Origin of the sequence: Gordonia soli NBRC 108243 (assembly GCF_000334455.1) — a bacterium.
GTDB classification, from domain to species: Bacteria; Actinomycetota; Actinomycetes; order Mycobacteriales; family Mycobacteriaceae; genus Gordonia; species Gordonia soli.
Window position 1 is genome coordinate 33,599 of record NZ_BANX01000009.1, and the last position, 12,946, is coordinate 46,544.

A 12,946-nucleotide genomic window follows, 5' to 3' on the forward strand; every position below is an offset into this window, starting at 1 on the left:
GATCAACCGCTCGGCAATGCCAGGTTTGACCGTGACGTGGCCATGGATGGGAGGACTACCTCGAACCCGGTCAGGACGACGTCGGTCTGGGGTCCGCTGTCGATCCGAGCAGAACTTGTCTGGCAACTGGAGTTCTCAAAGCCATTTCGCAACGCCAAGCTCGAGATACCAACGATCGCGTGTCATGTCCGTGTCACTCGGAGCGTTGTTGGATTTTCCGATGTCAGGAAGCGGTTTCTCAAAACCGCCCCTGACTTTGGCGGAAGCGGAGGGATTTGAACCCCCGGTGGTTTTACCCACGCTCGCTTTCAAGGCGAGTGCATTCGGCCGCTCTGCCACGCTTCCCTGGTCACGAGGCTACTTCAGCGGTTCGATCGCCGCGTCACCGCCCGGCCTCGACACTCGGGCCCGGCGGGTGCTGAACCGACCGGATTCAGGACGCCCCAGGCGGTCACGAAGGCCCTCGAACACGTCGCGGAGAACCGTCAACTCGTCACGGGTGAGGTGATCGACGAGGTGGCTGCGCACATGTCGAACATGCTTGGCCGCTGCAGAGTGCAGGGACTCGCGGCCGGCAGGCGTGATCCGCACATACCGGTTGCGGGCATCCACCCCCTCGAGCGCGGGCAGCCGCTCGACGTGCCCGATCTCGACCAGTCGCGTGACGAGCCGCGAGACCGTGCTCGGGGTGCTCAAACCGTGAACGGCGAGCTCAGACATCCGCAGTTCCGGATGCTCCGACAGCACCACCAGGATGCGGTACTCGGTGTGCCCGACCCCCGACTCCTCCTGCATCTCGGCGTTGATCACCGCGGTCAGGTGCCACGAGCCGTCGATGAAGGCGCGCCAGGCAGCCATCTCGAGCTCATCGAGCCACGGGACGCCATCCGATTCGGTAACCCCTGATGCCACGCATTCTCCCGGATCCCACGGTCGCGGCCTCCGGTCTGAAGCCGCAGTTCGAAGAACTAGTTAAGCAAAGTGCATCCGGGCATTCGCACTCACCTGACCGACAGGGTGAGCAGTGCTCCCGACTCGGTGGCGGCCACGAGTCGGCCCGTCGATCCGGGTACCGCGGCCACGGCGGTCACCGGCTGCCCGACGTTCACCGTGCACGTCCGACGGGTCGCGAGGTCGACGAGGTGGACCTGGCCGGTGGTCGATGCGACCGCGAGCCGTCCCGGTGTGACCTGGGTGAGATCGTCGAGCACACCGGGGAGCGGAGCGGTGAGGTCGGCGGCCACCGAGTGTGCACCCGGGTCGGCCAGCGGAACACGCAGCACGCGGCCGGATGCGCTGGTGGTCAGCGTGACGTACAAGGTGCGACCGACGATGGTCGCGCCGTTGACGCCGGTCCCGTTGACGGTGGCGTTCGGGCTGAGGTTCTTGGGCGCAGCGGCCGACCACGCGCGATCGATGGACCCGTCGGGGCGGATGCGGACGACCCCGAGTCGTCCGTCGGAAACGTACACGTCGCCGGTACGGTCGACGGCCAGTCCGTTCGGCATCCCGAGTCCGCGCGCGAAGACCGTCGGCGGCACCGACAGCCGCCGCGGATCGATCCGCAGCACCTTCCCGATCAGCGGGGTCCCGGGCAGCATGTTGATCGGCGAGTCACCGGAGGCCACGTACAGGAGCCCGTCCGGTCCCCGGCGAACAGCACCCGGGGACTCGACCCGGACGCGCGCGGTGACCCGGCCCTGCCGGTCACGCCGCTCGACGACGTTCTCGAGAATCCGTGACACCCAGAGGTTCCCGGCCGCGTCGTACCCGACGTTCTCCGACCATCCGGTCAGCGTCGGCGAGGGCTCGACCTTCGTGACGACCACACCGGCACACGCCGGCGCAGCCCCGGCCGTCGGCGCCTGGAGGCCGACGATCCCGGCCGCCATGGCGGTCAGCACCGCACCCATACGTACCGACCCCAGTACCGACCCCCGCATCGCACACTCCCTCTCGTCGGGCCACACCGTATCGCGTCGCCGCACGTCGGAGGCCTGGAAAGCGATGTGCGACCATCGAATGGATGCGTGCTGTCAGCGGTTCCGAATCCTTGTCCGTCACCACCGTGCCCGACCCGACCACTGGCCCGGGCGAGGTGATCATCGACGTCGCGGCCGCGGGTGTCAACCGCGCCGACCTCATGCAACGGCAGGGCAAGTACCCGCCGCCACCGGGCGCGTCGGACATCCTCGGGCTGGAGGTTTCCGGTCGGATCGCCGAGATCGGCGCCGAGGTGACCGGATGGTCGGTCGGTGACGAGGTCTGCGCGCTGCTCGCGGGCGGCGGATACGCAGAGCGGGTGGCGGTCCCTGCCCCGCAGGTGCTCCCCGTCCCGGCCGGTGTCGACCTGGTGTCCGCCGCGGCTCTGCCCGAGGTGGCCTGCACGGTAATGTCCAACGTGATCCTCACCGGTGGTCTCGCCGCCGGCGACCTCTTCCTGGTGCACGGCGGCTCCAGCGGCATCGGCACCCACGCGATCCAGGTCGCGCACGCGATCGGTGCGCGGGTCGCGACCACCGCACGCACCGAGGCAAAACGTGATCGCTGCCGTGAGCTCGGTGCGGACATCGTGATCGATTACACCGCAGAAGATTTCGCCGACATCGTCACCGCCGAAGGTGGCGCCGAGGTCATCCTCGACCTGCTCGGCGCGAAGTACCTCGAGCGCAATGTCGACGCACTGGGCACCGGTGGGCGCCTCGTCATCATCGGCATGCAGGGCGGGATCAAGGCCGAACTGAACATCGCCAAGCTGCTCACCAAGCGCGCCGCCGTCTTCGGGACCACCCTGCGCGCGCGTCCGGTCGACGGCCCCGACGGGAAGGGCGAGATCGTCGCCGCCACCCATAGACACACGTGGCCGTTGATCGAGTCCGGACAGGTGATGCCGATCGTCGATCGCGTGTTCTCACTCGACGACGTCGAGGCCGCGCACGCACATCTCGACGGCGGGGACGCGATCGGGAAGGTCCTGCTGAGCGTCGGGGCGGACACAGACCGAGACGGGTGACCCGGAAGCCTCAGAGGTTGTCGGCGATCCTGCCGAAGATCCGGCCGAGGCTCTCGAAATCCTCGTCCGACAGTACGTCGATGACGTGCTGTCGGATCAGGATGTCGCGGGCCTTCACATGTTCACGGAGGACGTCGCGCCCGTGGTCGGTGACGCGGACGAGTCGATGCCGACCGTCGACAGGTGAACTGACGCGCTCGACCGACCCCTCGTCGATGAGTCGGGCGACGTGTCGGGACAGCGTGCTGAGGCGGATGTGCGTCCGACCGGCGAGCTCGCTGATGCTGCACAGCGTGGATGCGTCGAGGGCCTCGAGTACCCGTAGGTCAGCCGGCGACAGGTTGCTGCGGGCCATGCTCTCGTTCACCACCGCGAGCAGACCCCACCCGCCGTCGACGACCTGACGCCAGACTGCCTGCTCCGCCTCGGACAGCGATGCGTCGCCGCCGTCGGGACGTGCGCTCACGACGTGACCTCGTAACGGGAGTGGAGAGTATTCATCACGGCAAAATTCATCTCGGCAAACCTAACCCGACGGACACAGGTATGGCGAAACCGGTGCGCCGGGCGGTCAGCCCAGTGAGCCGAGCGTGCGCACCAGGTGGTCGACCTCGTACGGGGTCGAGTAGGGGCCGAGACCGACGGTGACCGCCCCGCCGAAGTCGTCGACACCGACGCGATGCAGCGCACGGCTGGGGACATCGGCGAGCGCACAGATGCCGTTGTCGGCCAGTCGGCGGACGACCTTGTCGGCGCTGACGCCCTCGAAGGTGAAACTGACCGCCGGGATGCGGTGTTCGATCGTTCCGACCACGTTGACCTGATTCAGGTGCTGGAGGGTGGAGATGAGATAGAAGGTCAATCGCTGCAGGTACTCGTAGACTCCGTCGAGCGCTTTCACGAGTCGGCGCCGCCGCTTGCCGATGGCCGTGTCGTCCAGCGAGGCCAGATGCTCGACCGACGCCACCAGACCCGCCAACAGCGCTCCGGCGTGCGGTTCGGGTTCCAGGCGCGCGGGGCCGGTGGCGCGCGGGTCCATCGACAGCGGCCGCAGGCGATCGATCATCCGCGGATTGCGGAAGGCCAGTGCGGCGATGCGGGGGCCGCCCCATCGCTCCGCGGACACCACCATCACATCGGCCGCGAGCTCGTCGATGTCGAGCGAGATGTAGGGCGCAGCACTGGTGGCGTCGACGATCAGCGTCGCCCCGACCTCGTGCACCTGTTTGGCGACCTCGGCGATGTCGGTGATGGCACCGGTCGTCGACGACGCGAGGGTCACCGCGACCACCGCGGTCTTCTCCGACAGGAGGTCGGCGAACTGCCAGGCCGGCAACGCGCCGGTCTCCACGTCGACCTCGGCCCAGCGGACCCGCCCGCCGAAGCGGTCTGCCGTGCGCACCCACGGCACGATGTTGGGTTCGTCGTCTTGTCGGGTGACCACCACGTCCCCGCGCAGCCAGGTCTCCGGCGTCATCGCCTCGGCCAGGCCGGCGAGCAGAACTGCGCGCGATGGGCCGAGCACGATGCCGGCGGAGTCGGCGGCGACCAGATCGGCAACCGCACGACGAGCGGTGTCGACCATCTCGGCGGATGCGTGCGCGGCAGGATAGACACCGCCCGGGGCGGAGACGAGTTGCCGGAACCCTGCCGACACCGCGGTCGCCACCGAGTCGGGGATCTGCATTCCGACCTGCGGATCCAGATGAATCCAGCCGTCGCCGAGCGAGGGGAACAACCCACGCACCGCGGCGACATCGAAGGCCATGGGGAACACCCTAGACTCCGAGGTCCCGCCGTTCGACGTACCCGATCTCCCCCGCCGGACCCGACCTTTGAGGTTCCGGCACGGGCAGTTGGGCACAATGGGGCCATGACTCCTCCCGCGTTCGGCAGCCCAGACCCGCGATCCGCCTCGGCGCCCGGCGGCGAGCCCGGCGACGGCGACCAGGTGATCATCGTCGGCGGACAAGGTGAGGGTGACGACGCCGACCCGTCGGTGGCCGACCTGGTCGAACAGCCCGCAAAGGTGATGCGGATCGGGACGATGATCAAGCAACTCCTCGAGGAGGTCCGAGCGGCACCGCTCGACGACGCCAGTCGTAACCGGCTCCGAGAGATCCATCAGTCGTCGATCCGCGAGCTCGAGGACGGTCTGGCACCGGAGCTCCGCGAGGAGCTGGAGCGGCTCGCCCTGCCGTTCTCCGACGATGCGACGCCATCCGACGCGGAGCTGCGCATCGCACAGGCGCAGCTGGTCGGCTGGCTGGAAGGACTGTTCCACGGCATCCAGACCGCTCTGTTCGCCCAGCAGATGGCCGCCCGTGCGCAACTCGAGCAGATGCGACAGGGTGCCCTCCCGCCAGGCGTCACCATGACGCCCGGCCAGGGGCAGGGCCCGAGCACTGGTCAGTACCTCTGACCACCATCGGGGCCGCCCCGGACACGCCTCGGATGCCCCGGGACCGATCGTCCGACGGGCGTCGGCTCCACCGCTTGTATGCTGAGTCCCCGTGTCAGCGGTAGTGAACGACGACGCCATCCCGGCGCGCCCGACGGCCTCCGGGTCCCGCACGCTGCGTCGCGCGTTCGGCGACCTCAACGCCGGCCTGCGCAACCGCGAACTGTGGTTGCACCTCGGATGGCAGGACATCAAACAGCGGTATCGCCGGTCCGTGCTGGGACCGCTCTGGATCACCGTCGCCACGGGTGTGACCGCGGTCGCGATGGGCCTGCTCTACGGCGAGCTGTTCGGGATGGACATCAAGGTCTTCCTCCCCTACGTCACGCTCGGCTTCATCTTCTGGAACTTCATCCAGGCCTCGATCCTCGACGGTTCGGTGGTGTTCTCCACCAACGAGGGACTGATCAAACAGATCCCGGCACCGGTCAGCGTGCACGTGTACCGGGTGGTGTGGCGACAGCTGATCATCTTCGCGCACAACATCGTGATCTACGCGATCGTCTTCGCGATCTTCCCGCAACCACTGAACTGGACTGCGCTGCTGGTGTTCCCGGCGATCGTCCTGTTCGTGCTGAACGGACTGTGGGTCACCATCGTGTTCGGCATCCTGTCGACCCGATTCCGCGACATCGGTCAATTGCTCACCACCGCGGTGCAATTGGTGTTCTTCATGACACCGATCATCTGGACCACCACGAGCCTGCACAACACGACCGGCCAGACGTCGAGCCGCCTGAAGCTGGTGGAGCTCAACCCGATGTTCCACTACATCGAGATCGCACGCGGACCGCTGCTGGGCGAGCCGGTGGAGTTCTACCACTGGGCGATCGTGCTGGGCTGCACGGCGGTCGGATGGCTGATGGCGATCCTGGTGATGCGCAACTATCGCGCCCGGGTCTCGTACTGGGTGTAGGAGGACGACAATGGGAGCGAGTAGCGAGGTACGGGTCGACACCTGGGATGCCTGCGTGGACTTCCCGATCTTCGACGCGAAGACGCGGTCGCTGAAGAAGTCGGTGCTCGGCAAGGCCGGCGGTGTCATCGGGTCCACCGAGTCGAACGTGGTGGTGGTCGAGGCGCTCAAGAACGTCAACCTCCATCTGCAGCACGGTGACCGCATCGGGCTGGTCGGCCACAACGGCGCCGGGAAGTCGACGTTGCTGCGCCTCCTGTCGGGGATCTACGAACCGACCCGTGGCGCGTGCACGATCCGTGGGCGCGTGGCGCCGGTCTTCGACCTCGGCGTCGGCATGGACCCGGAGATCTCGGGCTACGAGAACATCATCATCCGCGGCATGTTCCTGGGCATGACACGCAAGGAGATGCTCAAGAAGATCGACGACATCGCCGAGTTCACCGAGCTGGGTGACTACCTGCAGATGCCACTCCGCACATACTCCACCGGCATGCGCGTGCGCGTCGCGCTCGGCGTGGTCACCAGCATCGACCCCGAGATCCTGATCCTCGACGAGGGCATCGGCGCGGTCGACGCGGAATTCATGAAGAAGGCACGGGTCCGGCTCCAGGCGTTGGTCGAGCGGTCGGGAATCCTGGTCTTCGCGAGCCACTCCAACGAGTTCCTCGCCCAGCTCTGCGATCGCGCACTGTGGATCGACCACGGCGAGGTCCGGATGGACGGTGGCATCGAAGAGGTCGTCGAGGCCTACGAGGGCCCGACCGCCGCGGCCCACGTCCGCAAGGTGATCGCGTCGACGCAGCAGGAAGACTCCGGGACCACGGGCTCAGGCACCGGCACCGGCACCGATGAGGCGTCAGCGTGACGAAAGCCGGTGACCGCGTCGTCGCCGTCGTGGTGACACATCGTCGTGTCGCCCTGCTGGCCGAGTCCCTGGCCGTGGTGTCGACTCAGGACCGCCCGGTCGACCACCTGGTGGTGGTCGACAATGCCGACGAGCCGGCCGTCGCCGAACTGGTCGCGTCACAGCCGATCCCGACCACCTACCTCGGGTCGCAGCGCAACCTCGGTGGGGCGGGCGGGTTCGCCCTCGGGATGCTGCATGCGCTGGCACTGGGCGCTGATTGGGTGTGGTGCGCCGACGACGACGGCCGTCCGGACGGACCGTCGGTGTTGTCCACCTTGCTCGACTGCGCCGCCCGGCACGGTCTCGACGAGGTGTCGCCGGTGGTGGCGAACATCGACGACCTCGACACCCTGGCCTTCCCACTGCGCCGCGGGTTGGTCTGGCGCCGTAGGCGCTCTGAGCTGTTCGCCGACACCGACGCCGGGAGCGCAGCGAGCGAGTCCGACGATCTCCTGCCGGGCATCGCGTCTCTGATGAACGGTGCGCTGTTCTCGGCACGCGCCATCGACGAGATCGGGGTCCCCGACCTCCGGCTCTTCTTCCGCGGCGACGAGGTAGAGATGCACCGGCGGCTCCAGCGGTCCGGCCTGAAGTTCGGGACCTGCCTGACCACCGGGTACCTGCACCCCGACGGCTCGGCGGAGTTCCGCCCCATCCTCGGTGGCCGGATGCACACGCAGTACCCCGACGACGACACCAAGCGGTACTTCACCTACCGCAATCGCGGATACCTCATGAGTCAGCCGGGAATGCGGAAGTTGTTGCCGCAGGAGTACGCCCGCTTCGGATGGTATTTCCTGGTCCAACAACGGGATCCGCGTGGATTCGCGGAATGGGTCCGGCTCCGCCGCCTGGGTCGACGAGAGCGCTTCTCCCGACCGTCCTGATCGACGAGCGTCACCGCCGACGACGGTGTTCAATGGGCAATCATGAGCGACCCGTCGAATGCCCTGTCCGGCTCGTCCACGTTGGCGCCCGGTGCGACCGACCACTTGGTGCGCTACGGATCGGCGTTCGTTCCGCTGCTCATCGAGCGGGCCGCCGGTTCGTCCGTGTTCACCTCGTCGGGTGACGAGATCCTCGACTTCACCTCGGGGCAGATGAGTTCACTTCTCGGACACGGTCATCCCGACATCGTCGAGACCGTGTCCAACTCGGTCGCCACCCTCGACCACCTGTTCTCGGGAATGGTCAGTCAGCCGTTGCTGGACGTCGCGGCCGCGCTCTCGGACACCCTTCCGGCCCCGTTGCGCAAGGTCCTGCTGCTGACCACCGGCGCCGAGTCCAACGAGGCGGCGCTCGAACTGGCCAAGCTGTACACCGGACGGCACGAGATCATCTCCTTCGACCGGTCCTGGCACGGCATGACCTCGGGGGCACGGGCCGCGACCTTCTCCGCCGGTCGGCGCGGCTATGGCCCGATGGTGCCGGGCAACCTGGCCCTGCCCACGCCCGATGCCCTGCGATCGCCGTTCCGGCACGCGGACGGCAGTTACGACTGGGAGACCGAGCTGGACTACGGCTTTCGGCTTATCGACCGGCAGTCCGTGGGAAGCCTCGCCGCAGCGATCGTCGAGCCGATCATCTCCTCGGGCGGACTCATCGACCTCCCCGTCGGATACCTCGCCCGCCTGCACGAGCGGTGCGTCGAGCGTGGCATGTTGCTGATCGCCGACGAGGCGCAGACCGGACTGGGGCGCACCGGTGCGATGTACGCATTCGAGCGTGACGGCGTGGTGCCGGACCTGGTGACCCTGTCGAAGACTCTGGGTGCGGGGCTCCCCGTCGCGGCGGTCGTCACCTCGCCGGAGATCGAGGAGGTATGCCATGAGCGTGGATTCCTCTTCTTCACCACCCATGTCTCCGATCCTCTCGCCGCGGCGGTGGCGCTCACCGTCTTGCGAGTCATCGACCGTGACGGCCTCGTCGACCGCTCGCAGAAGCTCGGTGAACAGCTCCGCGACCGCCTCACCGGTCTGCAGGATCGCTTCGAGGTCGTCGTCGACGTGCGCGGACGCGGACTGTTACAAGGCCTCGAGCTCACCGGGGACGCCCGGTCCGACCGTTCCGCCGACGAGTTCGGCCGCGACCTGACAGGCGAGTGTCTCTCTCGTGGATTGCATCTCAACATCGTCCAACTGCCGGGACTGGGTGGAGTCTTCCGGATCGCCCCGCCGCTGACGATCGGTGAGGATGACCTCCACCGCGGGATGGACATCCTCACCGATTCGATCGTCGCCGTCAGTCGGTGAGCCGCTTGGACGAGCGGCGGAAGGCCCACACGACCACGACCAGGGCGACAGCCAGCAGCGGGGTGCCCATGGCGACCTTGGCGAAGGCCAGCCATCCGGTGGCCTCGGACTCGTAGAGGGCCTGCTGGACCACGAACCGCGCCGAGAACAGGACGGCCAGGGTCAGGGTGGCGATGTCGTGGGCGCGGAGGACGCTCGGATCGGCGCGCCATGCGTGGCGCCGGCCGTGCAGGGCGTTCCACAGCAGTCCGGTCAGCGGGCGTCGAGCCACCAGACTCGCGATGGTGATCACTGCACCCGCGAGGCCTGCCCAGATGCCGATCAGGAAGTACCCGTCGGCCGAGCCGGTCCAGGCCGCGACACCACCGGCGACCGCGACACCGATGACCCCTCCGATGGCCGTGCTGACCCGCTCCTTGCGGGCGATCCGCCATACGGCGGTCACCGCCGCGACGGCGAGCGCGGCACCGATCGCGATCGGCAGCGACACGGCGGCGTGCGCGGCGACGAACACCACGACCGGGATGGCGCTGTAGATCATCCCGGAGACACCGCCGAAGCTGTCCATCAAGATCTGCTGGGCGTCCGGCGTGCGCGGCGACTCGGCGGAATCGGTGGCCGGGGTCGAGGTCGAACTCATCATCACAAGTCTCCTTCTCGATGGTCTCGGGTTCTGTTCTCGACTCTGCTCGGCACGAGCGCCGGTCAGTAGTACGCGGCATCACGCATTCGCCGTGACATCCCGGACGATCGGTCGATGACAGATGTCATCCCGCCGAACTTCCGTCTCGCGGAGCGGCGTGTGACCTGCGCAGAGAGGCATACGCCGACCGTTCACCCCATCGGCAAACTAGAACATGTTCTAATCGATGGGAGGCGACGACGCCCCCGACCCGCGATCCCGAGGAGCACGATGCGGTTCACCTTTGCCGAGGCGATGACCGATCCGACGTACTATGCGCCGCTGGCGCAGGCCGCGGAGAAAGCGGGCTACCAGGGGTTCACCATCCCCGATTCGCTCGCGTACCCAGAGGAGTCGGATGCGACGTACCCCTACACCGAGGACGGAAACCGCGAATTCCTCGAGGACAAGGCCTTCATCGAGACCTTCATCCAGGCCGCCGCGCTCGGTGCGGTCACCGAGACGATCCGATTCACCCCCTTCGTGGTGAAGCTGCCGGTCCGCCCGCCCGCCTTGGTCGCGAAGCAGGCGAGCTCGGTTGCGTTCCTGACGAACAACCGTTTCGCGCTCGGCGTCGGCACCAGCCCATGGCCCGAGGACTACGACTTCATGGGCGTCGACTTCAAACGCCGCGGCAAGCGGATGGACGAGTGCATGGACATCATCCGGGGCCTCACAACCGGCGAGTACTTCGAGTTCCATGGCGAGTTCTACGACATCCCGAAGATCAAGATGTCGCCCGCTCCCACCGAGCCCATCCCGCTGCTCGTCGGCGGCCACGCCGAGCCGGCGCTGCGTCGTGCGGTCGTTCGCGGCGACGGCTGGATGCACGGCGGCGGAGACGGTGACGAGCTCGATTCACTCATCGCGCGCATCAACGAGATCCGCAAGGCGGAAGGAAAGCTGGACGACCCCTTCGAGATCCACGTGATCTCGGTCGACGCCTACTCCGTCGACGGTGTGAAACGTCTCGAGGACAAGGGCGTCACGGACGTCATCGTCGGATTCCGACTGCCCTACATCAAGGGTCCCGACACCGAACCGCTGCAGAAGAAGATCGACCATCTGAACTGGTACGCCGACAACGTGATCGCGAAGGTCAACGACTGACGGACGGCGACCGACCACCATCCACGAATCCCCGGATCAGCTCGATCACCCGGTCGGGGTTGTCCTCGGCGACCCAGGTGTTCGAGTCATCGATGAACTCCAGCCGAGCATCGGGGAAGTCTGCGGCAAGACGGTGCGCGTGGTGCTCCGGGAAGAACCGATCGCCGGGCGCCCAGGCCACGAGCACCGGTTGGTGGACGTCGCCGAAGCCTCGGGCGGCCGTGATCGCGTGTTCGGCGTCGACCGAGCGGAGGAACTTCACGAAGTCGCGGAACACCTCGGGCGATTCCCGCAGACCACGGAGATGGTGGTCGATGACGGCGTCGGGCACCGGATGTCGGTGCAGGCCGCCGAAGCCCCGGCACCAACGTCCGAACAGCCTGCCCACGAACGCCGGGCGTAGCGCCGCAGATGCCAGCCGAGGGGACACCGGCAGCCGCGCGACACGACACAGGTAGTCGAACTCCGGCGGCGGGAAGTTCTCGTACGCATCACAATTGGTGAGGACGACCCGACCGATCCGATGGGGATGTCGGGTCACCATCACCTGGGTGAGGAGCCCGCCGCCGTCGTTGCCGACCAACGTGACGTCGGACAGTCCGAGTCGCTCGATGGTGCTCGCGATGATGTCGGCGATGCCGGGTGCACTGAGGTCGGCGTCCGGCGACATCGGCATCTGATGTGCGCCGAACGGCCAATCGGCTGTCACGCAGTCGAACTCGTCGGCCAGAGCCGGGACCACGCGACGCCAGGCTGCTGCGTTCACCGACATCCCGTGCACGAAGACGATCGTCGGCCCAGCCCCGCGGCGGTACACCCGTACCGGTCCCGCCGGCAGATCGACGACCGTCTGCGCGCCCAGTCCTGCGGTGAGATCCTGCTCCGGCATCTCCGACTCCTTCTGCCTCGTGGCGAATGACTCGCCCGGTGATCGTCTTCCCGTCCTAGAATCGGCCCGATGAGCGATCGGTCGCTTCCAGAAACCGATGGAACCGTGGGACCGGTGCTGCGGGTCGCCGCGGGGCGCGCGGTGTACGTGGGGCCGTCACTGCGCCTCGCGCCGCACTCGACGTCGGTGCATTGCCTGGTCGTCGGGGTCGATGCTCCATTCGATCTGCGGGTCGACGGCATACCGGACGTGGTCGCGCACAGCGCCCTGGTCAGTCCACGCCGTGTCCACCAGGTCGTCGCGTCGGGACACACGATGATGTTCGGCTATCTGGACGCCACGGCGCACCGCGCCGGCGAACACCTCGATCGGATGCTCGACGTCCGGGACGGCTTCGCCTTCGGGCACCGGGACGAGGACCGGCTGATCACCCTCGCGAACCACGGCACCGTCGGCGAGATCGACGAACTGCTCTGCACGACAGACAGTTCCACGATGGATGTCCGGATCCGGGCGGCGATCGACCATCTCGCCGATCCCGACGTCGGCCCCACTGTCGACACATCGGCCGTAGCGGTCGCAGCGCGGGTCGCCATGTCACCCAGTCACTTCCTCCACGTCTTCGCCGCGCAGACGGGGACAAGCTTCCGCCGGTACAAACTCTGGCTGCGGATGCTGCGCGTCGCCGCGGCGATCGCCGATGGACAGAATCT

14 protein-coding genes and 1 tRNA gene are annotated in these 12,946 nt (G+C 67.4%); 8 read left to right on the plus strand and 7 right to left on the minus strand.

Annotated elements, in window-relative coordinates; genetic code table 11:
- Nucleotides 1–257: 257 nt before the first annotated feature.
- The 3 genes from GS4_RS07585 to GS4_RS07595 all read right to left on the minus strand — a co-directional run bounded on the left by GS4_RS07585 (nucleotide 258) and on the right by GS4_RS07595 (nucleotide 1,943).
- Nucleotides 258–345 (minus strand) — tRNA-Ser (locus tag GS4_RS07585).
- A 12-nt stretch (nucleotides 346–357) separates the two neighbouring features.
- Nucleotides 358–858 carry a MarR family winged helix-turn-helix transcriptional regulator gene (locus GS4_RS07590; RefSeq protein WP_051989655.1) on the minus strand — a complete coding sequence of 167 codons (501 nt, stop codon included), beginning with the start codon at nucleotides 856–858 and terminating at the stop codon, nucleotides 358–360.
- A gap of 143 nt (nucleotides 859–1,001) precedes the next feature.
- The gene (locus GS4_RS07595) at nucleotides 1,002–1,943 is read right to left on the minus strand and encodes an SMP-30/gluconolactonase/LRE family protein (protein WP_007619178.1); all 942 of its coding nucleotides are present in this window, start codon (nucleotides 1,941–1,943) and stop codon (nucleotides 1,002–1,004) included.
- 83 nt (nucleotides 1,944–2,026) lie between these two features.
- Between GS4_RS07595 and GS4_RS07600 the strand changes: the two genes are divergently transcribed.
- Nucleotides 2,027–3,013 (plus strand): NAD(P)H-quinone oxidoreductase, encoded by a 987-nt coding sequence (locus GS4_RS07600; RefSeq protein ID WP_007619179.1) that lies wholly within the window; start codon nucleotides 2,027–2,029, stop codon nucleotides 3,011–3,013.
- 10 nt (nucleotides 3,014–3,023) lie between these two features.
- Here the strand turns inward: GS4_RS07600 and GS4_RS07605 are convergent, their stop codons facing one another.
- Entirely contained in the window at nucleotides 3,024–3,479 is a 456-nt protein-coding gene (locus GS4_RS07605; RefSeq protein ID WP_007619180.1) for a MarR family winged helix-turn-helix transcriptional regulator, read from the minus strand.
- 105 nt (nucleotides 3,480–3,584) lie between these two features.
- Nucleotides 3,585–4,781 (minus strand): cysteine desulfurase-like protein, encoded by a 1,197-nt coding sequence (locus GS4_RS07610; protein WP_007619181.1) that lies wholly within the window; start codon nucleotides 4,779–4,781, stop codon nucleotides 3,585–3,587.
- Between the two features lie 105 nt (nucleotides 4,782–4,886).
- Here GS4_RS07610 and GS4_RS07615 point away from each other — a divergent pair, with 105 nt between their 5' ends.
- The 5 genes from GS4_RS07615 to GS4_RS07635 all read left to right on the plus strand — a co-directional run bounded on the left by GS4_RS07615 (nucleotide 4,887) and on the right by GS4_RS07635 (nucleotide 9,552).
- Nucleotides 4,887–5,435, plus strand: a complete 549-nt coding sequence (locus GS4_RS07615) for a bacterial proteasome activator family protein (RefSeq protein WP_007619182.1) — start codon at nucleotides 4,887–4,889, stop codon at nucleotides 5,433–5,435.
- A 91-nt stretch (nucleotides 5,436–5,526) separates the two neighbouring features.
- Nucleotides 5,527–6,390 carry a galactan export ABC transporter permease subunit Wzm/RfbD gene (gene wzm / locus GS4_RS07620; protein WP_040509878.1) on the plus strand — a complete coding sequence of 288 codons (864 nt, stop codon included), beginning with the start codon at nucleotides 5,527–5,529 and terminating at the stop codon, nucleotides 6,388–6,390.
- A 10-nt stretch (nucleotides 6,391–6,400) separates the two neighbouring features.
- Entirely contained in the window at nucleotides 6,401–7,258 is an 858-nt protein-coding gene (wzt, locus tag GS4_RS07625) for a galactan export ABC transporter ATP-binding subunit Wzt/RfbE (RefSeq protein WP_007619184.1), read from the plus strand.
- Complete coding sequence (gene glfT1 / locus GS4_RS07630; RefSeq protein ID WP_007619185.1) at nucleotides 7,255–8,187, plus strand: galactofuranosyltransferase GlfT1; 933 nt, start codon at nucleotides 7,255–7,257, stop codon at nucleotides 8,185–8,187. Before wzt ends, glfT1 begins: the two co-directional genes overlap by 4 nt.
- Before the next feature lie 42 nt (nucleotides 8,188–8,229).
- Nucleotides 8,230–9,552, plus strand: coding sequence for an aspartate aminotransferase family protein (locus GS4_RS07635; RefSeq protein ID WP_007619186.1), 1,323 nt, complete (start codon nucleotides 8,230–8,232; stop codon nucleotides 9,550–9,552).
- On the opposite strand, the gene GS4_RS07640 is transcribed toward GS4_RS07635, so the two are convergent.
- A complete protein-coding gene (locus tag GS4_RS07640; RefSeq protein ID WP_007619187.1) occupies nucleotides 9,542–10,195 on the minus strand; it encodes a DUF3159 domain-containing protein in 654 nt (217 codons plus the stop codon). The two genes, GS4_RS07635 and GS4_RS07640, sit on opposite strands and share 11 nt — an antisense overlap.
- 270 nt (nucleotides 10,196–10,465) lie before the next feature.
- On the opposite strand from GS4_RS07640, the gene GS4_RS07645 reads away from it, so the two are divergent.
- A complete protein-coding gene (locus tag GS4_RS07645) occupies nucleotides 10,466–11,344 on the plus strand; it encodes a TIGR03619 family F420-dependent LLM class oxidoreductase (protein WP_007619189.1) in 879 nt (292 codons plus the stop codon).
- On the opposite strand, the gene GS4_RS07650 is transcribed toward GS4_RS07645, so the two are convergent.
- Nucleotides 11,334–12,233 (minus strand): alpha/beta fold hydrolase, encoded by a 900-nt coding sequence (locus GS4_RS07650; protein ID WP_007619191.1) that lies wholly within the window; start codon nucleotides 12,231–12,233, stop codon nucleotides 11,334–11,336. The two genes, GS4_RS07645 and GS4_RS07650, sit on opposite strands and share 11 nt — an antisense overlap.
- 69 nt (nucleotides 12,234–12,302) lie before the next feature.
- Here GS4_RS07650 and GS4_RS07655 point away from each other — a divergent pair.
- Nucleotides 12,303–12,946, plus strand: a 644-nt coding sequence (locus GS4_RS07655; protein WP_007619193.1) for a helix-turn-helix transcriptional regulator, incomplete at its 3' end; no start/stop codon positions are given.